This window comes from Methylorubrum thiocyanatum (genome assembly GCA_014138645.1).
GTDB classification, from domain to species: Bacteria; Pseudomonadota; Alphaproteobacteria; order Rhizobiales; family Beijerinckiaceae; genus Methylobacterium; species Methylobacterium thiocyanatum.
In genome coordinates, this window is sequence record JACJIB010000002.1 from 443,856 (window position 1) to 467,793 (window position 23,938).

Below are 23,938 nucleotides of genomic sequence, written 5' to 3' on the forward strand. Positions count from 1 at the left end.
TTGCGCCGCCGCGTGTCGACAACCCGTCTCAAACCGGTGACATATTAACGAACATGAGAAGAACACCAAATCTCGAACCGGCGCGCGGCGCCATTTCCTCCGTGAACTCAGCATTCTTCGGCCTGGATGGGCGCTTGAGCGTCTCCCGCCGTCGCGGCCGGGGAGGCGCATAATGGCGCAGCTCTCCTCCGTCTGCGTCTATTGCGGCTCCGGCTTCGGCGGCGATCCGGCCTTCGCCGACGCGGCGCGCCGGCTCGGCACTTCGCTGGCCCGCGCGGGGGTCAAGCTCGTCTACGGCGGCGGCAATGTCGGCCTGATGGGCACCGTCGCGAGCGCGACGCTCGAGGCCGGCGGCTACGTCACCGGCATCATCCCGGACTTCCTCAAGTCGCGCGAGCGCATGCTCGACGCGGTGCAGGAGACCATCGTCGTCTCCGACATGCACACCCGCAAGCAGCTCATGTTCGATCGTGCCGACGCCTTCGTCGCCCTGCCCGGCGGCATCGGCACGCTCGAAGAACTCGTCGAACAGCTCACCTGGGCCCAGCTCGGCCAGCACCGCAAGCCGATCATGCTGCTCTCGGTGAACGGCTTCTGGGATCCGCTGATCACCCTGATCGACCACATGCGCGCCCACGGCTTCATCCGCGAGGGGCTCGACCTGAACTACCTGGTCGGCCAGGATCCCGACCGCGTGGTGGAGACGCTGAGCGAGGTTCTGGCGCGGTCCGAACCGGCTCCGCTGGCGGATGAGCTGATCGAGAAGCGTTTCTGATGACGGTCACGAGCGAGCCCGGACACACCATCGCCGGCGAGCACCGGGGCGAGCATTATGGGAAGGTGCTGGCGCGCCTCTCCCGCAACGCCGCCGTCCGGCGCTACCTGGAGATCGGCGTCGCCTTCGGCGACATCTTCGCGGGCATCGCCTGTCGGCACGGCGTCGCCGTCGATCCGGAGTTCCAGCTCAAGACCAATGTCGCGGCCAACAAGGTCCGGGTCTCGCTGTTTCAGACGATGAGCGACGTCTTTTTCGCGAACCTGAACCTGCGCCGCCATATCGGCGGCCGGGTCGATCTCGCCTTCCTCGACGGCATGCACCTGTTCGAGTTCCTGTTGCGGGACTTCTTCAACACGGAGGCGATCTGCCGGCAGGATTCGATCATCGCGATGCACGACTGCCTGCCGGTGGCCGAGGCGATGGCCGACCGCGACCCGATGCAGGCCGGCATCCGCGGACGCGGCACCCCCTACGAGAACTGGTGGACCGGCGACGTCTGGAAGATCGTGCCGATCCTGAAGCGCTACCGGCCCGATCTCGACGTGATGCTGGTGGATGCCGCACCCACCGGCCTCGTCATCGTCACCGGCCTCGATCCGTCCTCGCGCACGCTCAAGACCCACTACGACGCGATCGTCGAGGAGTTCTCCCGGCTGCCCAACACCGCGGCCGAGATCGCGCAGGTCTATGCCGAGCACCCGATCGTGCCGGCGGAGGAGGCGCTGCGCCGCCTCGGCGGGCGCTCCTACGCCCATGGCGGCGGCTGGCTGCAACGCCTGACGGGCTGATCGGCGTCCGCCCGATCGCGGCGGACACGGAGCGATGCGCTGAAGCGCCGGCGGGTTCTCAGCCCGCGACCGTCCAGGTCGTCGTGCCGTCCTTGTTGTCCTTCACGCTGACGCCCAGGGCGGTGAGCGCGTCGCGCACCCGGTCGGAGGCGGCCCAGTCCTTGGCGGCGCGCGCCGCCTTGCGCTCGGCGATGAGAGCCTCCACCCGCGCCACGTCGATCCCGGCGGCGCCGACCCGCTCCGCCTCGCGCTGCGCCTTCGTCGTCGGCAGGAAGCCCATCAGCCCCGCGCCGGCCTTGAGCGCCCCGGCATCGCTGCCGGCGAGCCGGTGCAACTCGCCGATGGCGGCCGGCGTGTTCAGGTCGTCGCCGAGCGCCTCGACCACGCCGCCGGGCACCGCCGCGTCGGGCGCCGCCTCGCCGGCCGCCTCGTACCAGCGGTCGAGCATCCGGCTCGATTCCTCCAGGCCGCGCAGGGTCCAGTCGATCGGCTGGCGGTAGTGGGTCTTGAGCATGTTGAGGCGCACCACCTCGCCCGGCCAGTCGTCGAGCACCTGCCGGATGGTGATGAAGTTGCCGAGCGACTTCGACATCTTCTCCCCCTCGACCTGCAGGAAGCCGTTGTGGAGCCAGACGTTGGCCATCACGTCGGTGCCGAAGCAGCAGCGCGACTGGGCCACCTCGTTCTCGTGATGGGGGAAGATCAGGTCGATGCCGCCGGCATGGATGTCGAAGGTTTTCCCGAGATGCTTCCACGACATGGCCGAGCACTCGATGTGCCAGCCGGGCCGCCCCGGCGCGTCGATCCCGCAGGGTGAGGGCCAGGACGGTTCGCCGGCTTTCGACGGCTTCCACAGCACGAAGTCGAGGGGCGAGCGCTTGTAGGGCGCGACCTCGACCCGGGCGCCGGCCTCCATCTCGTCGAGCGGGCGCTTCGAGAGGGCGCCGTAATCGGGCATGGAGGGCACGTCGAACAGCACGTGCCCCTCGGCCACGTAGGCGTGGCCGGCCGCGACCAGACCTTCGATCAGCCGGTGCATCTCTCCGATGTGGTCGGTCGCCCGCGGCTCGATGAAGCGCACCGGCGCGCCGGCCCGGTTCACGTCCTCGGCCATGAGCACGCCGAGGTCGCGGATATCCTTGTGGAATTGCGCCAGGGTGCCGTCGGTCAGCGCGCGGATGGTGATGCCGCGCTCGAGGGCGCGGGCGTTGATCTTGTCGTCCACGTCCGTGACGTTGCGGGCATAGGTGACGTGCTCCGGCCCGTAGAGGTGGCGCAGCAGCCGGAACAGCAGATCGAAGACGATGATCGGCCGGGCATTGCCGATATGCGCGGCGTCGTAGACCGTCGGGCCGCAGGCATACATCCGCACGTTCGTCGGATCGATCGGAGCGAAGGCCGCCTTCTCGCGAGTCAGCGTGTTGTAGAGGCGCAACATCGGCGTCATCGACTGCGTTCCTGCCGGGCTCGCCCGGCCTCCCCTGCGGCCTGTGCCGCCCTCGTCGTTTGTCGTGGCTGCGCAGCGTCTTCCGCCGGCCGCCGCACGGTTGCGGACGGTCCCGCTGCCACAGTGTCGCCGGAGCCGCCGGCCGCCGCTGTTGCGCCGCCGCGACGGTCGCCGCACCGGGGTTGGGCTAACCCAAAACGGTGATGAATTCGAGAAGGGCGGCGCACCCGCCGTTCCTCGCCCGACCGTGAGCGGACCGGCAAGGGTTTGTTTACCGCGCCGTCCGAACACTCCGCACTCGAACGAACCCGTTCACAAGGTCTTCACCATGCGCCGATCGGCTGCCGTTCTTCTTGCCCTCGCTCTCGCCGCCACCGCCCTCCCGGCCCGTGCCGGAAGTGAGCCTGCCGCGACGCGCAAGCCCGTCGAGAAGACGTTCCTGATCCCGGCCGAGGACGGCTACGGCGTCGGCGAGTGCCTGAGCGGCGGCCCGAGCGAGTGCGGTCAGGTCGTCGCCAACGCGTGGTGCGAATCGCAAGGGTTCGCCAGCGCCAGCAATTACGGCGTCGCCGCGCAGGACGAATATACCGGTGCCATCGACGGCGCCGCCCCGGTGAAGAGCGCGCCGCGCCCGCTGCGCATCACCTGCCAGGACTGAGACGGCAAAGGCGCTACTTCACGAAATCCGCGCATTTCGGTGGGGGCTCCGTCCCCCACGGGGCGAGCGGCACGGCGGAGGTGGAATTCTTGGGCGAGCCCTGGACCACCTTGTCGGAATAGACCATGTAGATCAGCGTGTTACGCTTGACATCGCAGCCGCGCACGATCTGCATCGACTTGAAGATCAACGAGCGCCGCTCGCTGAACACCACCTCGCCCTGCTTCATCTTGTCCTTGAACTGGACCGGGCCGACCTGCCGGCAGGCGAGCGAGATGTCCGAGACGTCCTCGGCCAGTCCGAGCGTGCCCTTGATGCCGCCCTTCTCGGGCTGGGTGTACCAGCAGGCCACGCCGGCCACGGCCGGATCGTCGATGCCGTAGACGACGAGCTTGTCGTTGGGCGTCAACGGGCGCCAGACGGTCGACTTGTCGAAGATCCGGTCGGGCTCCTGCGCACGGGCCGGAGCAACGGCGGCGAGGCAGAGGGCGACACCCGCCGCGAGTCGTGCCGCCGCGCGGCGCCGGCCGCTCCCATTGGTGCCCATGAGCCACATCATCGACGCAATCCCCTCAAAGCTTGGCCGCAGAGACATGGTGTCTCTGTCCCGAAAGGGCGAGGGGCTTTAACACATGTCGGTGATCGCTCGTGCCGCTTCGCGGCGCCGCGGTCTCGCCATGCCTCCTCGCGACCTCCTGCCCGAGATCCCCAGCATCCGCACCATGCCGATGATCGGACTGCAGTTTCGCCGCACCTTCGCTGCCGTGCTCGCCCTCGCCGGTGCAGTCCTGGCCGGCGCGCCGCCGGCCGCCGCCGCGCCGGATGTCTGGGCCTGCCAGCGCTACCGCTCGGAACTCGCCAACCTCAACGCCAGCGCCTCGACCGCCTCCGCCCTGCAGAGCGAGGTCGCGCGGCTCCAGACCTATTACCGCAGCCTCAACTGTGAGGGCGGCAAGTTCCTGTTCTTCGACACGCGGCCCCCGCAATGCGGCGCCGTGGAGGCGCGGATCCGTGCGCTCAACGCCACCTATGGCGGGGGCGACGGCGAGGTGGTCGCCGCCCGTCGGCGGCAACTCGTCGCCGCGGTGTCGAGCGCCTGCACCGGCCTGATTCCCGGCGAGGGGCAGGAGGGCCAGACGGCGGCCGGCAACCAGACCGCCCGTGGCGGCGCGCAGGTAATCTGCGTGAAGACCTGCGACGGCTCCTATTTCCCGATGGCCAACCTGCCCGACGGCCGCGGCGGCGCCGACGAGATGTGCCAGGCGCTGTGTCCCGGCACGGAGGCGGTGGCCTACTCGATGCCGCACGGCGACGAGGCGCTGAAATACGCCGCCACCCTCAAAGGCAGCCGCGCCTACACGGCGCTGCCCGCCGCCTTCAAATTCCGCAAGAGCTTCACCCCGGACTGCTCCTGCAAGCAGGCGGGCCAGAGCTGGGCGCAATCGCTCGCCAAGGCCGAGAGCATGCTCGTGCGGCACAAGGGCGATATCTTCGTCACGCCGATGACGGCGGAACGGCTCTCGCGCGCTCCGAAGGTGCGCCTGACCCTGGTCGGCCGTGCCGACCGGACCGCTGCGGGCCTCGCCGCCGACGTGGCCAGCCGCGAGGGTGTGACGATGCCGGCATCGAAGGAGGCCGCCGACCAGACCGGTTCGACGGTCGAGAGCCGCAGCGCCATCCGCGTCATCGTTCCGAGCCTGCTCCCGCCCCCGGCCCTGACGCCCGCACCATAAGCGAACGGCCCGGACGCACCGCGTTCAGCGGCCGTTCGACCGGCGAAGACGCCGCCGCCTCGGTCCGTCTCCGGCGCATCCCGACGCGAGACGATGGGGAACCAATCCGGCCCGACCGTGTTCGGAACCGCCGATTGTGTTCTACGAGGCTGACTTCATGCGGATCACCCGCTCCCTGCTTCTGGCCGGCACGATGCTGCCGGCGCTTGTTCTGTCCGACCTGTCGATGGCGCGGTCCCTCGGCGACGGGGGGCGGTTCGAGCTGGCACAGCGGGAGGAGCCCGGCGAGGGACCGCGCGGCGGACGCGGGCCGGGTGGCCCCGGCGGTCCCGGCGGCCCCGGTCCGGCCGAGCGCGGCGGGGTCGAGCGGGGTGGCCCGCCGGCGCGGGAGCGTCCGGATCGGCCCGAGCGTCCGGAGCGGCCCGAGCCGCGCCAAGCCCCGGCCGCTCGCGAACGGCCCGACCCGGCCGAACGCCCGGCCCGTCCCGAGCGTCCGGCGCCGCAGGAGCGTCCTGATCGGCAGGAGCGTCCCGAACGGCAAGAGCGTCCCGAACGGCAAGAGCGGCCTGAGCGTCCCGAGCGGGCGCCGGCCCCGGCGCAGCGGCCGGACCGGTCCGAGGAGCGTCCCACCCCGCCCGCTGCCCGCGAGCGCACGCCGGATCGCGAGGCGCCCGCCCGCCGCGAGACGCCCGAGCGCGAGGCGCCGGCCCGCCGTGAGGCGCCGGATCGTCCCGACCGTGACGGGCAGACTCGTCCCGCCCGCCCCGCCGACCGCGACGGCGAGCGTCCCGATGGGGCACCGGCCCAGCGCCGTGCCCCGGAGGCACCGACGCCGCCCGCCGCGGAGCGCCCGGAGCGTCCGACGCCGCCCTCCGTGCCGAACCCGGCCCAGCCCGGCACGCCGCCGAACCAGCGCCCGGGTGTTCCCGGCCGCCCGGTCGCACCGAATCCGCAGCAGCCCACCCGTCCGGATCAGCCGGCGGCGCCGTCCGCGGCCCAGCCCGATGCCACGCGCGAGGCACCCGGCGGCCGGACGCCGCCGAACCAGCAGCCGGGCGTTCCCGGCCGGCCGGTTCAGCCCCCAGGTACGCCGCCCGATGCGGTCGCGCCCGGTCAGCCCGGCTACCAGCCCGGCGGCCGTCCGGATTCGCGCGGCGTCGACGACCGCCGCAACGACGATCGCCGCGACGATGATCGCCGGGGCGACCGGTACGACCGCCGTGACGACGACCGGCGCGGGGACCGCTCCGACCGCCGCGACCGCTTCAACATCCCCGGCACGCCGGCCTACATTCCCGGAGGCTTCCGCGACGACGACTATCGCGTGCGCGACTACGACACGATCCGCCGCGACCGTCGCGAATACGACGTTGATGGCCGGACCTATTACCGCGAGCCCGGCCGCATCATCGTGCGCGACCGCGACACGACCTTCATCCGCCACGACGAGAACGAACGCTTCCGCACCATCTACGGCGATCGCGGCTATCGCAGCGAGCGGCGCGGGGGTGAGATCTACAGCTACGTCGACAGCCCGGCGGGCGGTCAGATCATCACCGTCGTCGACGATGACGGCCGGCTCCTGCGCCGGTCCCGCCGCTATCGCGACGGGCGCGAGGTGGTGCTCATCAACAACGTCTATGGCGGCGCGCCCCGGCCGATCTACGAGGACGTGGTGGAGCTGCCGCCGCCGGACATCCGCATCCCCCGCGACCGCTACGTGGTCGATTACGAGCAGGCGGACGAGCGCGCCGTCTACGAGGCGCTCTCCGCCCCGCCGGTCCAGAAGCTGGATCGGCGCTACACCCTCGATCAGGTGCGCTATAGCCCGCAGCTGCGGGCGCGGATGCCGTCGGTGGACATCAACACGATCACCTTCGACACCGGCTCGTTCACGGTCACGCCCGATCAGGCCAAGCGCCTCTCGACCATTGCCGAGGCGATCAACCGGACGATCAAGGACAATCCGCAGGAGGTGTTCCTGATCGAGGGCTATACCGACGCGGTCGGCTCGGACATCGACAACCTCTCGCTCTCCGACCGCCGGGCGCAGTCGGTCGCTGCGGTGCTGACGCAGAACTTCCAGGTGCCGCCGGAGAACCTCACCACGCAGGGCTACGGCGAGCAGTACCTGAAGGTGAACACGCAGGAGGCCAACCGCGAGAACCGCCGCGTGACCGTCCGCCGGATCACCCCGCTGCTCCAGCAGCAGGCGGAAGGGCAACAGCCCCCCGCCCCCCGTTAACCAGGGCCACTTGACCCTCCCCCCGCTGCGGCGCAGTGGGGGGACGTTACGCGTGAGCTTGAGAGCACGGGACGGCGATGGCGGACGACAGCGACCGGTTCATCGAGGCCGGGACGCCGACCTTCCGCCGGGCGACCCTCGCGCTGTTTGCGGCGGGCTTCTCCACCTTCGCCGTGCTCTACGGCGTCCAGCCGCTGCTTCCGGTCTTCCACGACACCTTCGCGGTCTCGCCGGCCGAGAGCAGCCTCGCGCTGTCCCTGCCCTGCGCCACGCTGGCCGTCTCGCTGCTGATCGTCAGCCCGCTCTCGGAGGTCTGGGGGCGCAAGCGGGTGATGGCGGCTTCGCTCTTCGCCTCGGCGCTGCTCACCATCGGCGCCGTGCTGATGCCGAGCTGGCACGGCTTCCTCGTGCTGCGGGCGCTGACCGGCATCGCCGCGAGCGGCCTGCCCGCCGTTGCCATGGCCTATCTCAGCGAGGAGATGCATGGGCGCGCCATCGGCCTGTCGATGGGGCTGCTGATCGGCGGCAACGCGCTCGGCGGCATGGTCGGACGGCTGCTCGCGGGCGTGATCGCGGATCACGCCTCCTGGCGCTGGGGCCTCGGCATCATCGGCGTGCTGGCGCTGTTCGCGGCGCTGGCCTTCCAATTCGCCCTGCCGGCCTCGCGCCACTTCATGGCCCACCGGATGCGCTGGCGCGAGGTGCCCGGCACCTTCACCCACCATTTCCGCGACGCCGGCCTGCCCTGGCTGTTCCTCGAACCGTTCCTGCTGATGGGCGGCTTCGTCTGCGTCTACAACTATATCGGCTTCCGCCTGCTCGACCCGCCCTTCTCCCTGAGCCAGACGGAGATCGGCCTGATCTTCGTCGTCTATCTGGCGGGCACGGCGAGTTCCGCCATCACCGGGCACGTCGCCGGGGTGTTGGGGCGGCGCAAGGTGCTGTGGCTGGCGATCCTGCTCGGCATCGGCGGCATCGCCCTGACGCTTGCCGACAACCTCGTTCTCATCATCGGCGGCATCGTCGTCGTCACCGTGAGCTTCTTCGGCGCCCATTCGGTGGCGTCGAGCTGGGTCGGGCGCCGGGCGTCGAGCGACCGGGCACAGGCCTCCGCGATCTATCTCTGTATGTACTATCTCGGCTCATCGCTGCTCGGCACCGCGGGGGGCTGGTTCTTTCTGCATTACGGCTGGCCCGGCGTGGCGGGCTTCTTCGGAAGCCTCTACGTGGCGGCCCTGCTCGTCGCCCTGCGCCTGACACGCCTTGCGCCGCTGCCGCCGGTGGTCGGGCCGGCGCCCTGACGTCCGGCGGTCCCGGAGCCGGTTGAATGCCCGCGGCCCCCGTCGTTATCCTGGTGGCGGAGATGGAGGGCATCGCATGGCGCGCGTCAGCACCTGCCTCTGGTTCGGCAAGGAGGCGGAGGCGGCCGTCCGCTTCTACGTCTCGCTCATTCCCGATTCGCGGATCGACTACGTGCAACGGGCGCCGGGCCCCTGGCCGGGGGGCGAGGCCGGCGAGCCGATCCTGATCGTCTTCACCCTCGGTGGACAGAGCTTCCAGGCGCTGAACGGCGGCCTGCCGGCCGATTATGGAACGGCAGCCTCGGTCTCGGTCCCGTGCCGGGATCAGGCCGAGGTCGATCGCCTCTGGTCCGCGCTCACGGCCGAAGGCGGCGCGGAGATCGCCTGCGGCTGGCTGCGCGACCGCTGGGGCGTGCCCTGGCAGATCGTGCCGGAGATCCTGCCGCGCCTCCTCGCCGATCCCGATCCGGGCGTGGCCGCGCGCATCTTCACCGCCATGCAGAGCATGGTGAAACTCGACATCGCGGCCCTCGAACGCGCCGCGGCCGGAGGAGAGTCGACCCCATGAGCGAGGCGAAGAGCCACGACGCCCACACCGCGCGCCAGTTCGGCGCCCGCGCCGCCGACTACGTCGTGAGCGCCGTTCACGCCGCGGGCGAGGATCTGACGGCGCTGGCCGGCCTCGCGGACCTGCCCCACGCCGCCGTGCTCGATCTCGGCTGCGGCGGCGGTCATGTCACTTACGCGGTGGCGCCGCAGGTCCGCGCGGTCACGGCTTTGGACCTGTCGCAGGCCATGCTCGACGCAGTGGCGGCGGAGGCGCGGCGCCGCGGCTTGGCGAATGTCGCCACGCGGCAGGCCAGCGTCGAGGCGCTGCCCTTCGCGGATGCGAGCTTCGCCCGCGTGCTGTCGCGGTACAGCGCCCATCATTGGGGCGACGTGCCCGCCGCCTTGCGCGAGGCGCACCGGGTGCTCACGCCCGACGGACGCCTCGGCATCGTCGACATCGTGCATCCCGGTCCGCCGCTTCTCGACACCCATCTCCAGGCCTGGGAACTGCTGCGCGATCCCTCGCACGTGCGCGATTACGGCGAGGCGGAGTGGCGCGCGATGCTGGCGGAGGCCGGCTTCGTGCCCGGCGCCGTCCGGCGCTGGCGCGTGCGCATGGACTTCCCGTCATGGGTCGCCCGCATGGGCACGCCGGAGGCGAGCCGCACGGCGATCCGGGCGCTCCAGGCCGGCGCGCCCGAGCCGGTGCGGACCCATTTCGCGATCGAGGCCGACGGCAGCTTCACCCTCGACGTGATGATGATCGAGGCCGAGCCCGACGGGGTCTCCGATTAGGCGGTCTCGCCCGCGAGCCGCCGCGCGGCCCGCTCGCGCCCGATCAACGGCAGCAGCGCCGAGAGATCCGGCCCGTGGTCGAGGCCGGTCAGCGCGAGGCGCAGGGGCATGAACAGAGCCCGGCCCTTGGCGCCGGTCTCGGCCTTCACCGCGTCGGTCCAGGCCTTCCACGTACCGGCATTGAACGGCGCCTCCGGCAGCAGGCGGGCGGCCCGGGCGATGAAGTCCGGCTCCGACACGACCGGCGTGACCGGCCCCGCTACCACCCGCCACCAGTCGGCGGCCTCGGCGACGCGGCCGAGATTGGCCCTCACCGCGGCCCAGAAGGCGTCCGCCGCCTCAGCCGGGACACCGAGGGCGGCGAGCCGCTCGCGCACGGCGTCGAGGGGCATCTCGTGGACGAGCCGGGCGTTCATCCCGTCGAGTTCGGCCGGGTCGAACCGGGCCGGCGCCCGCGACAGGTGGGCGAGATCGACGAGGCTCGCCAATTCGTCGAGAGAGGCGACCGGGCGCACCGCCTCGGCCGATCCGGTCAGCACCGCGAGCGAGCGCACCGCGGCGGGCTCGTAGCCGGCCTCCCGCAGGGAGCGCAGCGAGAGGTGGCCGAGGCGCTTCGACAGCCCCTCCCCGTCCGCCGTCGTCAGCAGGTTGTGGTGGCCGAAGGCGGGGATCGCGGCGCCGAGCGCCTCGAACAACTGCACCTGCACGCCGGTATTCGTCACATGGTCCTCGCCGCGGATCACATCGGTGACCCCGACCTCCGCGTCGTCCACCACCGACGGCAATGTGTAGAGGTAGCTCCCGTCGGCGCGCACCAGAACCGGGTCCGAGAGCGAGGCGCAATCGACGTGGCTCTCGCCGCGGACGAGGTCGTTCCAGGCCACCACCCGGTGATCGAGCTTGAACCGCCAGTGCGGGCGGCGACCCTCAGCCTCCAGGGCGGCCCGGTCGGCCTCGGAGAGGGCGAGTGCCGCGCGGTCGTAGATCGGCGGCAGGCCGCGCCCGAGCTGGCGCTTGCGGCGCCGGTCGAGCTCCTCCGGCGTCTCGTAGCAGGGATAGAGCCGGCCCGCCGCCTTAAGCCGCTCGGCCGCCGTGTCGTAGAGCGCGGTGCGTTCGCTCTGGCGGAAGAACAGGTCCGGCGTGATGCCGAGCCAGCCGAGATCCTCGGCCACGGCGGACGCGAATTCCTCCGTCGAACGCTCCCGGTCGGTGTCGTCGAGGCGCAGCAGGAAGCGCCCGCCCGCGCGGCGCGCGAACAGCGCGTTCAGCAGCGCCGGCCGGGCATTGCCGATATGCAGGAAGCCGGTCGGCGAAGGGGCGAAGCGGACGAGAGGTGAGGCGGCCATGCCGCCCCTCTACCGAATTTTCGTGAGTGTCGCACCGTCCGCGGGCGGGCGCCGCGTCAGTTCTTCCCGTTCGAGCCGGACTGGCTCGGTTCGGGATTTCCGAGGACCCAGTCGCGCACCGACTTCACCCAGTGCGGCTGCCCCTCACGGCCGTCGCCGACGACGACGGTCGCGGTCATGCCCGCCACGAGCGTCACCTCCGGCGGCACGTGGTCGATGCGGATCCGCACCGGCACCCGCTGGGCGAGCCGCACCCAGGTATAGACCGGATCGACGTTCGGCAGGCCTTGCGTGCTCGTCGCGGCGTTGGCCGTGGAGATACCGAGCGTCAGGCTCTCCACCGTGCCCCGCAGGGCTGTGCCGTAGCCCATCAGCGCCATCTCGGCGGGTGCGCCGACGCGGATATGCGCCATCTTTGTCTCTTCGAAATAGCCGTCGACCCAGAAGGAATCGGTGTCGATCACACGTATGTTGGCAGTGCCGGTCTGGGCGTAATCGCCGACCCGCAGGAGCAGGTTGGTCACCCGGCCGTTGACGGTCGAGCGGACCTGGGTGCGCTCCAGATTCTTCCTGGCCTGCGAGAGCTGCGACCGGGCGGTCTCCAGCGCCGCCTCGGCGATCTTGGCGGTGCCGGCATATTGCTGCTTTTCCTCGACCGAGGTCGAGACGGTGGAGAGCGCCGCCCGCCTCGCGGCCTGCGCCTGCTTCACCGAGAGATCGGCCTCGCGGTTCTTGATCTCGGCCTCGGCCGAGACGACCGCCTCCTGATAGTCGAACGGGTCGATGACGTAGAGGACGTCACCCCGCTTCACCTCCTGGTTGTCGGCGACCCGCAGCTCGACGACGGTGCCGGCTACCTGCGGGGCGAGGTTGACGACCTGCACCCGCACCCGTCCGTCGCGGGTCCAGGGGGCGGTCACGTAGAATTGCCAGACCACGTAGGCCGCCACCGTCGCGCAGGCGAGGACGAGGCCGGTCGCCGCGAGCCGCAGAAGGCGACTCCAGTGCCGCCGCCGTCCGGCCGCGGGCTTCGTGTCCGCCCGCCGCTTCGGGCGCGGCTCGTCGGAGGCGGCCTCGTCGGAGGTTGGGCGGTTCCGGTGCCGGTCGTCGGCGGTCGCGTCGTCCTCCTTCACAGCAGCACCACCACGATCGCGAGAAGACAGATGTAGATCCCGGCTTCCGCCAACGGCGGGTTGGCGACGAAGCGGCCGAAGCGCACCCAGCGGAACACCACCCGCAGGGCCACCAGCGCCAGGAAGGCGATCAGGGCGTAGGCGATGAAGGGCGAGACCAGGATCCCGCCAATGGTGAGGTCATGCTGCATCGGCACAGTCGCAATGGGCAGGGTCAGGAACTCGGGAGTGACAGGCGCCGGAAGAAACGTCCGTGGCGCCGGATAACGTGCGAGGCGGTGGCGAGGTCGGTGGCGGTGCGCGCGAGTTGCATGCGCACGGTCCGGTCCTGCGCCCTCGCCTCTCCGATCAGCGCGCGCGCCGCCCGGTCGAGGTCGGCGGAGCGGGCGGAGGCGAGCGCCTCGCGCGCCCGCGTGACCAGCGGGACGAGGCCGCTCAGTTCGCTCAGCGGGCGCAGTTGCGCGTGGGCCCGTGCGGCGGCGGCTTCGAGCTGCGCCACGGCGAAGGCATGGTGCAGGCTCGCGCGGCGCACCGCGCCGCTGCCGGAATTCCAGGCCGAGAACTGGAACAGCCGGTCGGCATTGAGGCTGGTGCGGGTGGTGGCGTCGCCGCCCTCCCCCACGAGCGCCTCGGCGAGGTCGCGGCGGGCCTCTTCGAGGGCGAAGGCACGGTGCTGCGAGGCCGAGATCGGCAGGACGAGACGGATTGTCAGGAACAGGATCACCGCCGCCACGACGACGAGGAGCCCGTTCATGAGGAAGGCCTGCGGATCGTAGGATTGCGGGTTCTCCGGGGCGAGCAGCACCGGCGTGAACACCAGAGTGATGAAGCCGATGGTGAAGGTCGGCGGGTTCAGCGAGAGGAGGCAGCCGAAGGCGACCGGCGGAGCCATGGCGATGGCGAGCAGGGGAAAGCCCTGGTTGCCGTTGAGCATCACGAACAGGATGAACCCGGCGCAGAGGGCGGCCAGAGGCATCCCGATCAGAACGCCCTGCGCGAACTTGCGCGGATCGGGTGTGACCGAGGAAAGGGAGCAGGTCGCCGCGACCTGCACCAGGGCGAAGGAGGATTGCGGCAGCCCCAGCAGGATGAAGAGGCCGGCGGCGAGGCCGAAGGCGATCATCACCCGCAGGGCGGCCCGCACGGCGACCTGGAAGTCACGATGGGTCGGCAGGGCGATGTCGCGCAGGGGCTCGTGGCCGTCGCCGAGGGCGCGCACGCCGTCCTCGGCGAAGGTCGCGGCGTTGGTAACGTCCAGCGCGCGCTGGAGCGCCATGATCTCGTCGAGGGAGGCGTTGGCCTCGCACAACCCGGCATCGACGAGGTCGCGCAGCCGCTCGCCGTCGCGGGCCAGCGTCTGGGAGCTCGCGTCCGCTCCGTCCGAGACTGCGCGCAGGGCGAGCGTGTGCGCCTCCCGCACCCGCGGGCCCGGCTCGGGGATGCGGTCCATCGCGGCCGCGAGCGCCCGGCTTGCCGCCGCCAGGACGTAGAGTGCGGCGATGGCGCTGCGGGCGCCCGCGGCCCGGTGCACCCCGTCGTCGAGTTCGCCCGCGATGGCGCTCGCATCCGCCCGCATCGGCGCGACCTGCCGGATCAGGGCGGCGGTGCGCTCCGGGCCGGGATCCCCTTGCGTCAGGCTCTCGCGGGCGAAGGCCTTGGCCGCCGCGTGGGCCCCAGCGAGGCGGGGGAGCAGGGATCGCCACGTGCTCGGCGAGGCGAGTGCGTCGTTGATGAAGGTGATCGCGACGATGCCGACGGCGATGGCGGCGACGCGGCCGATGGCGGCGTCGAACACCGTCTGCGGCGCGTCGATATGGGCGACCGCGATGATCGCCACCGTGTAGCCGGAGAGCATCGCCCCGTAGGCGCGGGTATCCTGCAGGAACTGCGCGATGAAGACACAGGCGCCGAGCCAGCAGGCGAAGCTGACGAGGAGGAGCACCCGGTCCTGCCCGAACAGCGCGATCAGCAGGATGCCGACGATGCCGCCGACCACCGTGCCGAGGAAGCGGTATCCGGCCTTCGACAGGGCTTGGCCGCGCTTGGGCTGGGCGAGGATCGCGACGCAGACCGCCGCCGAGGAGGCACTGTCGAGCTGGAGCCAGAACGCAGCGTAGAGTGCCAGCATCATGGCGAGCCAGATCCGCAGGGCGAAGGCCCAGGCGGCGGGCTTCGGCACCCAGCGGTCCAGGGCATCGAGCAGGCGCTCGCCGAGCCCCGCCCGGTCCGCCGGCTGCGCCGCTCCGCTCACCGCTGCGTTCCGGACCCGGTCAGGCCCTGCCGCCCGTCGCGGGCGAGGCGCGCCACGCGCATCTGCCACAGGCAGAGCAGCGGCGTGACGACGAGTTCGAGGGCCAGCGCGGCGAGCATCGTCAGCGACGGCACGCCGGTCAGGGCGAGCCCGAGCAGGCGCGCGAGCCCGCCGAGCCCCACGACGAGGGTGAGGAAGCGGAACAGCCGCGACTTGTCCTCGATGCCCGGCACGCAGGTGAAGAACAGGATGCCGATACCGGTCAGCAGGCCCGACAGGTAGCGGAAGTGGCTGTCGGCCGAGATGTTGACCGGCGTGCCGCCGCCCAGACCGCCGATGCCGTGGATGCCGAACAGCACGCCGTAGAGTCCCGCCAGAACCGGGACGATCGCGGCGACCGCCACCGTCCGCTGCAGGATACGGCGTTCTCGCTCCATATCGGTGAGGCTCTCGGTCTTCGAGTGGATGCGCTCGCGCGCGGAGCCGGCATCGGTCCGGCGCGACAGCCCGTGGGGGCGGGTCGGCGGGGCAACACGGCCGACGCCGTACGGTTCACGCAGGGGTGTCTACCCCGAAACGGGACGGCCGCCCGTCGCTCGCGTCCGGGTCAGGCCTTCTGCTCCTTCAGGCGTTTCACGCACTTGCTGTAGTACTGAGGCCATTTCGGCCCCTGGGCCGTCTTCTCGGTGGCCGAGAGGGCGCGCCACTCGGCGCCGCACTTCTTCTGCCGCTCACGGGCGGCGGATTGGGCCACGCTCGGCTCCTTCGCCGTCGGCTCTTTCGTTGCCTCCCGGGCCGTCGCGGCCTGAGCGAGGAGGAGCGGCGCGGCCAGCACGACCGCGGCGAGGAGACGAGAGAGCATCGGGCGACTCCGGTAGGGCGGATTCGGCAGCGTGGCCGTCCGCACCGCATCACAGCCGCATCGGCCGCAAAAGAGCAAGCGCCCTCTACAACTTGCGCACGATCGCGCGTGAGCTTGGCCGTCGGCTTGAGCCGCCGGGCCGTTCCGCGCTACCTCGTTGACCGAGGACGGGCGCGGGCCCGCTTTTCCGGGATGCCAGCATGGCGGTCACGACGGCGCAGCCCATCGAACTCTACACTTGGAGCACGCCGAACGGGTGGAAGATCCCGATCATGCTCGAGGAGTGCGGGCTGCCCTACCGGGTCGTGCCGGTGAATATCGGCAAGGGCGAGCAGATGGCGCCGGATTTCCTCGCCATCTCCCCCAACAACAAGATCCCGGCCATCGTCGATCCGGACGGGCCGGGCGGCGCGCCGATCTCGGTGTTCGAGTCGGGGGCGATTCTGCAATATCTCGGGCGCAAGACCGGCTGCCTCTATCCGAGCGACGAGCGCGCCCGCACGGCGGTGGACGAGTGGCTGTTCTGGCAGGTCGGAGGGCTCGGCCCGATGCTGGGGCAGGCTCATCATTTCCGCATCTACGCGCAGGACAAGATCCCCTACGCCATCGACCGGTTCACGGAGGAGGCCAAGCGTCTCTACGGCGTCCTCGACCGGCGGCTCGCCGACCACGAATACCTCGCCGACGCGTACTCGATCGCCGACATCGCCGCCCTGACCTGGGCGAAGTTCCACGGGAAGCAGGGCGTCGAGCTGGAAAGCCTGCCGAACGTGCGTCGCTGGCTCGACGCGCTCCTCGCCCGGCCCGCGGTTCAGCGCGGCCTCGCCGCAATCTGAGGCGGATCCGCGCTGCGGCCCGGCTTCGACCGCGGGTCGGCCTATCGGCCGGGGAGCTTCGCGCCGACCCGCGGGCCCGTCCTGTCGCTGGGGGGTGAAGGCGAGGACAGGCGCCTCATCCTTGCGGAGGATTGATGCTGCTTTGTGTCGGCGCCCGGCCGCGAACCTGCGAAATCGGTCCGCCTTCCGTCCGGCCGCGTGGAGCTGAACAGGTCGCCGTCTTCGCTTCCCGGTTCTCCGCGCGACGCCCTCACGCTGTCTTCTGCCCGCCTCGCGGTCGAAGCGGACAGGACTTTTCCCCTCGTGCCGCGTAAGCCGTTGCCGGCGAACGAGTTTGCTGATCAAGCATTCGTGGGGGCGAAAAACAGACGGCTTGGCGGCAAATTCCCGCTTGACGACCTGCCAATACGGACGCAGTCTCTATCCGTGCTTCGCAGCCGCAAGCACATCGGCCAAGAAACCGCGTGGTCCGCGCACGGTTTGTTGGTGAAAGCTGGAGGAGACAGGGATGACTCCACCGCAGCATGAAGCCGCAACGATAGGCTGAGAACCCGTTCGGTCTCGGACTTAGCGGCCCGCCACGAACACCGGACGGAAGCGGATCCCTAGGGGCGCAGAAGCGGCCGACACGGCGCGACTTCGAACACGCATCAGCCCCACCTGTGGACCGCTTCCGCCGCGGTTTCTATCGCAAGCGAGAGGCTTTTGACCGTTCCGGCCCGTCGAGGCCCGCGCGGATTTCGCCGTTGGCGCGCGGCTGGCGTCCTATCGCTGAAGGCGTTCTCGAGATCCTCCAGCCGATCCGTTCCGGCGATCGTAACGATCCTCAGGCTGAGGTGCTGCGTCGGCAGCCTCGACGCACGCCGCAACACCTGTCTCAGCCGTGAGGGCGGCGGGACCGGCCGTTCGGGCGTGTTTCGGGGCCGAGCTTGCGCCCGGCGCCTCCGCATGAGGGCGCGATAAGACGGCCAAGACGGCGCGGCGGCACGCGGAGGACAAGCGCGCTCGACGACGTCTGGCTTCGTCCGCGACTACTTCCCCGACAGCAGCGGCGACCAGGTCGGATCGGAGGCGAAGGACGGGGTCGGCACCGGCTGCTCCACCTTGCCGGTGATGTCGACCATGTAGAGCTTGCCGCCGCCCTGCCCGCCGGGATCGCGGAAGAACATGACGTATTGGCCGTTCGGCGCGAAAGTCGGGCTCTCGTTGTGGAAGCCTTCGGTCAGCACCCGCTCGCCCGAGCCGTCGGGCTTCATCACGCAGATGGCGAAGCCCCCCTTGCGCTGGCGGGTGAAGGCGATGAGGTCGCCGCGGGGCGACCAAGCCGGCTGCGAGGCCGAGCCCTCGCCGAAGGAGAGGCGGCGGGGGTTCGAGCCGTCGGCGCCCATGACGTAGATCTGCTGCGAGCCGCCGCGGTCGGATTCGAACACGATCTGGCTGCCATCGGGCGAGTAGCTCGGCGAGGTGTCGATCGCGAGCCCCTGCGTCACCGGCGTCTGCGCCTTCGATCCGAGATCGACGGTGACGATGTCGGCGTTGCCGCCCTGCTGCACGCTCATCACGAGGCGGCGCCCGTCCGGCGAGAAGCGCGGGCTCGCACTCATGGAGGCGAAGTTGCCCACCGTCTGGCGCTTGCCGGTCTCCAGATCGATCATCTGCACCTTCGGCTGCTGGCCCGGCGCCTGGGTCATGAAGGCGATGTCCTGTCCCGCCGGCGAGTAGCGCGGCGCCACCACAGAGACGTCGCCGCCGCCGGTGAGCGCGCGGACATTGGCGCCGTCCTGATCCATCACCATCAGGCGCTTGCGGCGGTTCTCCTTCGGGCCGGACTCGTCGACAAAGGCGACGCGGCTGTCGAACCAGGGCCCGAGGCCGGTGACCTTGGTATAGACCGCGTCCGACACGAGGTGCCCGGTGCGGCGCGCATTGGCGACGTCGGTGCCGTATTGCTGACCCGTGATCTGCTGGCCCGAGGCGACGTCCCACAGGCGGAAGGCGACGGTGAGCCGGCCCGAGGCATCGCGTCCGACCCGGCCGGTCACCAGGGCCTGAACGCCCGCTCCCTTCCACGCCTCGAAGTTCGGTGCCGCGTCGAAGCTCGGATTCTCGGGGAATCGCCCCTTCTCCAGCGGCGTGAAATAGCCGGAGCGGCGCAGGTTGTTGGTGATGACGCTGGAGACCAACGTGCCGAGGCTGGCGTCACCGGCGAAGTCGGCGACGGCGATCGGCATCGGCTGGAAGGCGCCGCTGCCGATGCGGAGCTGGAGCTGCGCCCGCGCCGGCGTCGCGGCGGGAAGCGTCAGGGCGAGGACGCCGAGCGCGGCCGTGAGCGCCGGCAGGAGAGTGCGCCGGGTGAAGGCTGTTCCAGGCATGGGAAAAGTCCAGGTCGGTCAGGGAATGCGAGGGGGAAAGGCCGTCGGGCGGTGGATCGGCTGGTCGAGCCGGCGGATCACACGGGCGAGAACTCGAACTCGGCGTTGATGGCCTTCCAGTCGTTGTAATACGGCGCGTACTGGGCCGGGATCTTGTAGGGCGCGCAGCGCCGCACCGCCCGGAGCGCCGCCTGGGCGATCGATTGATCGACCGAGTTGTTTCCGGCACGCATCACCCGCGGCTCGGCAGTGAGGGATCCGTCCGGGTTGAGGCGGATATCGAGCATCGGCAGCACGACGCCCTGCGTCGCGCCGGGCGGGGCCGAGTAGCACCGCTCGATCTGCTGCTGCAGCATGCCGACGAGGGCGTCGCGCAGGGAGGGCGAGAGGCGCTGGGCGTTGCCCGTCGCCGCGCCGAGGGAGGCCGTGCGCTGAACCTCGCGGCCGGTCGAGCCGGTCGATTGCGAGGCGGCCTTCGAGGCGAGCGTCTGGCGAATGTCGCCGGGGCTGAACTTGTTGGCGAGTTCCGCCTGCTGGCGCGCCTTCGCCTCGGCATCGGCCTTCGCCTTGGCCTCGGCCACCGCCTTCGCCTTGGCTTTCGCGGCGGCCTCGGCCTTGGCCTTCGCCTCGGCTTCCGCCTTTGCCTTCGCCTCGGCGACCTGCTTGCGGTGCTCGGCCTCCGCCTCGGCTTTCGCGGCGGCCTCGGCCTTGGCCTTGGCTTCGGCTTCCGCCTTGGCGTGAGCCTCGGCCTCCGCCTTCGCTTTGGCATCGGCCTTGGCTTTCGCCTCGGCGCGTGCCTTGGCCTTGGCTTCGGCCGCCTTCGCGGCGGCTTCGGCGTCCGCCTGCTCGCGCTCGATCAGCTTCTGGAGTTCCTCGCGCTTCTCGGCTTCCGCCTTCGCGGCGGCGGCCTTGGCCTCGGCCGCCTTGGCAGCCTCGGCCTTGGCGGCTTCCGCTTTCGCCGCGGCATCCGCCTTCGCCTTGGCGTCGGCTTTGGCCTTCGCGTCGGCGGCCTTGGCGGCAGCCGCCTTCTCGGCCTCGGCCTTCGCGGCCTCCGCCTTGGCCGCGGCGGCCTCCGCCTCCTCCTTCACCGGATCGGCGGTGTCGGCGCGCAGCGGCATCGCATCGACGGCCGCGAGCTTGGTCTCGGCGGTGCGGGTGGGCGCGGCGGGCGCGTCGGTCTTGGCGTTCTCCGGCTCGCGCTGCTCCATCGTCTCGGAGATGCGGTCGGCGCGGTTCGGATTGTTCTCCGGCTTCTCCGCGTTGCGCTCGCCGCGGGTCAGCTCAGAGAATTGCTGCTCGGTCAGCACCTCGACCGGCACGCCCTCCTGCGCGTCGGGAAGCGCCGGGGCAGCGACCGCGAACAGCGCGAGTCCCAGCACGGCGGCATGCGCCGCAGCGGAGATCCAGACGCCGGGTTCACGGTTCCTGATCGACTCGGGCCAGCGCAGAGCCACTTTGTCCCGCTCCGCTAATTCGATTCCGGCTCGGTCACGAGGGCGACCTTCTTGAAGCCGCCGCCGGTCACGATCGCCATCACCTGGGCCACGCGCCCGTAATCGACCCGCTTGTCGCCGCGCACGAAGACGCGCTCCTCGGTGCCGGTCTTGGCCGTCTGCATGAGCTGGGGCACGATATCGTCGTCCTTCAGCTCGACCTCGCCGAGATAAACCTCGCCGGTGCGGCGGATCGACAGCGTGATCGGCTTGACGTCGGAATTGAGCGGACTCGCCTTCGATTGCGGCAGATCGAGCGGTACGCCCACCGTCATCATCGGCGCGGCCACCATGAACACGATCAGCAGCACCAGCACGACGTCGATGAACGGCGTCATGTTGATCTCGTTGATGGCGCCGTGTCCGCGCCGTCCGCGGCGGCGGCGCTTGCCGCCGCCCTGTGCCGCGCCGTGCGTCATGCCCATCGATCCGGCTCCCGCTTCCGTTCAGCTGCGATGATCAGGCGGCGACCGAGAGGCGCTCGTCGATCTGCCGCGAGAGGATTGCCGAGAACTCGTCGGCGAAGCCCTCCAGCCGGGACTGCGACTTGGCGACCGAGGCCTGGAGCTTGTTGTAGGCGAGCACCGCGGGAATCGCCGCGAACAGGCCGATGGCGGTGGCGAACAGCGCCTCGGCGATGCCGGGCGCGACGACCGCGAGGGAGGTGTTCTTCGAGGCCGCGATCGAGGTGAAGGCGGTCATGATGCCCCACACCGTGCCGAACAGGCCGATATACGGGCCGGCCGAGCCGATCGAGGCGAGGAAGAGGAGGCGCGAGTCGAGCCGCTCGACCTCGCGCTGGATCGTCACGTCGAGCACCTTGTCGATGCGCTGCGACAGCGAGTGGATTTGCCGGCCCGAGCCCTCGAAGGAGCGCTTCCACTCCCGCATGGCGGCGACGAACAGGGCGCCGAGGCCGGTCGGCTGGCGGTCGTTGAAGGAGCGGTAGAGTTCCTCCAGCGACCGGCCGGACCAGAACGCCTCCTCGAAGGCGTCCATCTCGGCTTCCGTGCGGCGGAACAGCAGCGTCTTGTCGACGATGATCGACCAGCACCAGATCGATGCGCCGAGCAGCCCCATCATCACGATCTTCACGACGAAGTGGGCCTGCCAGAACAGGCCGAACAGGCTCATGTCTGCGACGGGCGCGGCCTGCATGGCGTCGGCTGGAGTCATCGAACGATCCTCGCGTCGTCAGGGCTGCGCCGATGCGCGCCGGACTGCCGACTGATCCTTTGAGCGATGAGACCTGAGATCACTCGCGAATCTGTCGAAAGTATGGGTCGCAGGAGGCGCTTGTCCGGACTGTCTCGGGCTGCCGTGCGGACCGGCACGCGCATGACTCTTAGCCCGTCTTAAGGTTAAGGATTCGTTGCTGCGACCCGCGTGAGGAAGCGAGCTGGAAAAAACTGTCCTTCAGGCAACACTAAGTTGCTCCCGGACTGACTTGTTTCTACTAGGACTGCATTCGTGCGGGCCGCGAAGGGAATTTGACCCAAATACTTGTCAAATCAACTGATTTTTACCAGTCATAAACCAACATATGATGGGGTCGGTTCAACCGACGGAGCAGGTCGTTCCGTCATCCCGAAAGCGTCCCAGTCATGACTTTTCGTAGAGGCGCGGCCCGCTCAGCCGACGTCAGTCGCTATAAGCCGGAGGCACATGACGCCCTCTCCGCGGATTTCAAGTCGGTCCTCGACGCCTTGCCGGTCAACGTGCTCGTGCTGCATCCGATCGAGGCGACGATCACCTTCGCCAACCGGCGCAGCGTCGAGACGCTTCACACCCTCCGGACCTACCTGCCCCCCTCCGTGAATCCCGACGCCATGGTCGGCCTCTCGATGGACGTGTTTCACAAGAACCCGGCCCACCAGCGCTCCATCGTCGCCGATCCGTCGCGCCTGCCCTGGCGCACCAAGATCCGCCTCGGACCCAAGACCCTCGACCTCCATGTCTCGCCGGTGCGTGACGACGATGGCCGCTACATCGCCGCGGTTCTGACGTGGTCCGACATGACGCCGCTGACCGACTCGATCGCCAGCTTCGACGGGCTCATCAGCGCGGCACTGCGCGAGGCGGCGGAGGCGACGGGCCTCATGCGGTCGGCGGCAGAGCGGGTGCTTTCGGCGACCGACGCGACCTCCCGCTCCGCGGACAGCGCCGCGTCCGGCGCGGCGGAGACGACGACGAACGTCCAGTCCGTCGCCGCTGCGGTGGAGGAACTCACCGCCTCGAACGGCGAGATCACCCGGCAGGTCAACCGCACCAGTACGGCGACCGGGCAGGCGGTGACCGAGGCCGGCGCGGCCTTGGAGAGCGTGCGGTTGCTGGCGCAGACGTCCCAGCGGATCGGCGAAGTCGTCGGCCTGATCAACTCCATCGCCAACCAGACCAACCTGCTGGCGCTCAACGCCACCATCGAGGCGGCCCGTGCGGGCGCCGCGGGCCGGGGCTTCGCCGTGGTCGCGACGGAGGTGAAGGCGCTGGCCGGGCAGACCGCCCGGGCCACGGGCGAGATCGCGCAGCATGTCGGGCAGATCCAATCCGCGACCGCGCGATCGGTCGCGGCGATCGAGCGGATCGCCGGCATGATCCATGGCCTGGACGAGAGCGCCACCACGATCGCCGCGGCGGTCGAGGAGCAGGCGGCGACAGCAAACGAGATCAGCCGGAGCGCCCGCGAGGCGGCGGTGCGCACCGATGGTGTCGGAACCAGTATCGCCGAGGTCGCCGGGACCGCGGACACCTCTGCCGGCTCCGCCCGCTCGGTCCTGTCCGCGACGACCACGTTCGATCAGCAGATGGAGCAGGTCACCAAGGCGGTTCAGGACTTCCTGATCGAAGTCAGGCGGATCTGACGACCGGTGGCGTCAGGGCCCAGCGCAGGGCATCGGGCAGGCGGATCGCCCGCCCGTTCTTGACGCAGGCGACCACGACTTCGGCCCGAACCAGGATGTCGTCGCCGCGGCGCACCTCCTGCGTCAGATGCATCGAGGCCCCCCGCAACTCGCTCGACCAGGTCAGCACGTCGATCCAGTCGTCCATGCGGGCAGGCTTGAGGAAATCGAGGCTCATCTTCCGCACGACGAAGACGAGGCCGGCGCCCTCGGCGTGCATCTCGGACTGGTCGCCCGCGAGCGCGCGCAGCAACTCGGTGCGCCCCCGTTCCATGAAGCGCAGGTAGCTCGCGTGATAGACGAAGCCCGAGAAGTCGGTGTCCTCGTAATAGATCCGCACCGGGAGCCGGTGCGCGTTCTCTGGGGGCGCTGACGTCATGGAGATCCGGTTCCGAAGAGGCACCGGTGTCTAGCGGTTCGCTCCCTGCGTGGCGAGACGACAAGCCTACCC

General features: G+C 70.3%; 23 protein-coding genes. 10 read left to right on the forward strand and 13 right to left on the reverse strand.

Going from position 1 to position 23,938, the window contains the following annotated elements; genetic code table 11:
• Positions 1-172: 172 nt before the first annotated feature.
• On the forward strand, positions 173-775 hold the full coding sequence (locus HNR51_RS05905; RefSeq protein WP_012456973.1) for an LOG family protein: 603 nt from the start codon (positions 173-175) through the stop codon (positions 773-775).
• Entirely contained in the window at positions 775-1,566 is a 792-nt protein-coding gene (locus HNR51_RS05910; RefSeq protein WP_182554285.1) for a class I SAM-dependent methyltransferase, read from the forward strand. Before HNR51_RS05905 ends, HNR51_RS05910 begins: the two co-directional genes overlap by 1 nt.
• A 58-nt stretch (positions 1,567-1,624) precedes the next feature.
• Here HNR51_RS05910 and cysS read toward each other — a convergent pair whose 3' ends face one another.
• Positions 1,625-3,013, reverse strand: coding sequence for a cysteine--tRNA ligase (gene cysS / locus HNR51_RS05915; RefSeq protein ID WP_182554286.1), 1,389 nt, complete (start codon positions 3,011-3,013; stop codon positions 1,625-1,627).
• A 328-nt stretch (positions 3,014-3,341) separates the two neighbouring features.
• Between cysS and HNR51_RS05920 the strand changes: the two genes are divergently transcribed.
• The gene (locus HNR51_RS05920; RefSeq protein ID WP_182554287.1) at positions 3,342-3,671 is read left to right on the forward strand and encodes a hypothetical protein; all 330 of its coding nucleotides are present in this window, start codon (positions 3,342-3,344) and stop codon (positions 3,669-3,671) included.
• 13 nt (positions 3,672-3,684) lie between these two features.
• On the opposite strand, the gene HNR51_RS05925 is transcribed toward HNR51_RS05920, so the two are convergent.
• Entirely contained in the window at positions 3,685-4,230 is a 546-nt protein-coding gene (locus HNR51_RS05925) for a CreA family protein (protein WP_182554288.1), read from the reverse strand.
• A 73-nt stretch (positions 4,231-4,303) separates the two neighbouring features.
• Here HNR51_RS05925 and HNR51_RS05930 point away from each other — a divergent pair, with 73 nt between their 5' ends.
• From HNR51_RS05930 to HNR51_RS05950, 5 genes are all read left to right on the forward strand, one after another.
• A complete protein-coding gene (locus tag HNR51_RS05930) occupies positions 4,304-5,404 on the forward strand; it encodes a DUF2865 domain-containing protein (RefSeq protein WP_182554289.1) in 1,101 nt (366 codons plus the stop codon).
• A gap of 157 nt (positions 5,405-5,561) precedes the next feature.
• Positions 5,562-7,649 carry an OmpA family protein gene (locus tag HNR51_RS05935; RefSeq protein ID WP_182554527.1) on the forward strand — a complete coding sequence of 696 codons (2,088 nt, stop codon included), beginning with the start codon at positions 5,562-5,564 and terminating at the stop codon, positions 7,647-7,649.
• A 77-nt stretch (positions 7,650-7,726) separates the two neighbouring features.
• Positions 7,727-8,950 (forward strand): MFS transporter, encoded by a 1,224-nt coding sequence (locus HNR51_RS05940; RefSeq protein ID WP_182554290.1) that lies wholly within the window; start codon positions 7,727-7,729, stop codon positions 8,948-8,950.
• Between the two features lie 76 nt (positions 8,951-9,026).
• The gene (locus tag HNR51_RS05945) at positions 9,027-9,518 is read left to right on the forward strand and encodes a VOC family protein (RefSeq protein ID WP_182554291.1); all 492 of its coding nucleotides are present in this window, start codon (positions 9,027-9,029) and stop codon (positions 9,516-9,518) included.
• Positions 9,515-10,294, forward strand: coding sequence for a class I SAM-dependent methyltransferase (locus HNR51_RS05950; RefSeq protein WP_182554292.1), 780 nt, complete (start codon positions 9,515-9,517; stop codon positions 10,292-10,294). Before HNR51_RS05945 ends, HNR51_RS05950 begins: the two co-directional genes overlap by 4 nt.
• Here the strand turns inward: HNR51_RS05950 and gltX are convergent.
• The 6 genes from gltX to HNR51_RS05980 form a co-directional block, all read right to left on the reverse strand.
• The gene (gene gltX / locus HNR51_RS05955; RefSeq protein WP_182554293.1) at positions 10,291-11,640 is read right to left on the reverse strand and encodes a glutamate--tRNA ligase; all 1,350 of its coding nucleotides are present in this window, start codon (positions 11,638-11,640) and stop codon (positions 10,291-10,293) included. The genes HNR51_RS05950 and gltX overlap by 4 nt on opposite strands.
• A 56-nt stretch (positions 11,641-11,696) precedes the next feature.
• On the reverse strand, positions 11,697-12,773 hold the full coding sequence (locus HNR51_RS05960; RefSeq protein ID WP_182554294.1) for an efflux RND transporter periplasmic adaptor subunit: 1,077 nt from the start codon (positions 12,771-12,773) through the stop codon (positions 11,697-11,699).
• Complete coding sequence (locus tag HNR51_RS05965; protein ID WP_012456986.1) at positions 12,770-12,964, reverse strand: DUF1656 domain-containing protein; 195 nt, start codon at positions 12,962-12,964, stop codon at positions 12,770-12,772. The genes HNR51_RS05960 and HNR51_RS05965 overlap by 4 nt, the downstream gene beginning before the upstream one ends.
• 23 nt (positions 12,965-12,987) lie before the next feature.
• On the reverse strand, positions 12,988-15,024 hold the full coding sequence (locus HNR51_RS05970; RefSeq protein ID WP_182554295.1) for an FUSC family protein: 2,037 nt from the start codon (positions 15,022-15,024) through the stop codon (positions 12,988-12,990).
• A complete protein-coding gene (locus HNR51_RS05975; RefSeq protein WP_182554296.1) occupies positions 15,021-15,461 on the reverse strand; it encodes a DUF4345 domain-containing protein in 441 nt (146 codons plus the stop codon). The genes HNR51_RS05970 and HNR51_RS05975 overlap by 4 nt, the downstream gene beginning before the upstream one ends.
• Before the next feature lie 170 nt (positions 15,462-15,631).
• A complete protein-coding gene (locus HNR51_RS05980; protein WP_012456989.1) occupies positions 15,632-15,886 on the reverse strand; it encodes a hypothetical protein in 255 nt (84 codons plus the stop codon).
• 200 nt (positions 15,887-16,086) lie between these two features.
• On the opposite strand from HNR51_RS05980, the gene HNR51_RS05985 reads away from it, so the two are divergent.
• A complete protein-coding gene (locus tag HNR51_RS05985) occupies positions 16,087-16,722 on the forward strand; it encodes a glutathione S-transferase N-terminal domain-containing protein (protein WP_182554297.1) in 636 nt (211 codons plus the stop codon).
• 1,031 nt (positions 16,723-17,753) lie between these two features.
• Here HNR51_RS05985 and tolB read toward each other — a convergent pair.
• From tolB to tolQ, 4 genes are all read right to left on the reverse strand, one after another.
• The gene (gene tolB / locus HNR51_RS05990; RefSeq protein ID WP_012456991.1) at positions 17,754-19,094 is read right to left on the reverse strand and encodes a Tol-Pal system beta propeller repeat protein TolB; all 1,341 of its coding nucleotides are present in this window, start codon (positions 19,092-19,094) and stop codon (positions 17,754-17,756) included.
• A 77-nt stretch (positions 19,095-19,171) separates the two neighbouring features.
• Positions 19,172-20,548, reverse strand: coding sequence for a cell envelope integrity protein TolA (gene tolA, locus HNR51_RS05995; protein ID WP_182554298.1), 1,377 nt, complete (start codon positions 20,546-20,548; stop codon positions 19,172-19,174).
• Positions 20,549-20,562: 14 nt separating this feature from the next.
• Positions 20,563-21,012 (reverse strand): ExbD/TolR family protein, encoded by a 450-nt coding sequence (locus tag HNR51_RS06000; RefSeq protein WP_012456993.1) that lies wholly within the window; start codon positions 21,010-21,012, stop codon positions 20,563-20,565.
• 34 nt (positions 21,013-21,046) lie between these two features.
• Positions 21,047-21,763, reverse strand: a complete 717-nt coding sequence (tolQ, locus tag HNR51_RS06005) for a protein TolQ (protein WP_012456994.1) — start codon at positions 21,761-21,763, stop codon at positions 21,047-21,049.
• A 428-nt stretch (positions 21,764-22,191) separates the two neighbouring features.
• Between tolQ and HNR51_RS06010 the strand changes: the two genes are divergently transcribed.
• Entirely contained in the window at positions 22,192-23,448 is a 1,257-nt protein-coding gene (locus HNR51_RS06010; protein WP_182554299.1) for a methyl-accepting chemotaxis protein, read from the forward strand.
• On the opposite strand, the gene ybgC is transcribed toward HNR51_RS06010, so the two are convergent.
• The gene (gene ybgC, locus HNR51_RS06015; RefSeq protein ID WP_182554300.1) at positions 23,435-23,866 is read right to left on the reverse strand and encodes a tol-pal system-associated acyl-CoA thioesterase; all 432 of its coding nucleotides are present in this window, start codon (positions 23,864-23,866) and stop codon (positions 23,435-23,437) included. The two genes, HNR51_RS06010 and ybgC, sit on opposite strands and share 14 nt — an antisense overlap.
• Positions 23,867-23,938: the final 72 nt, after the last annotated feature.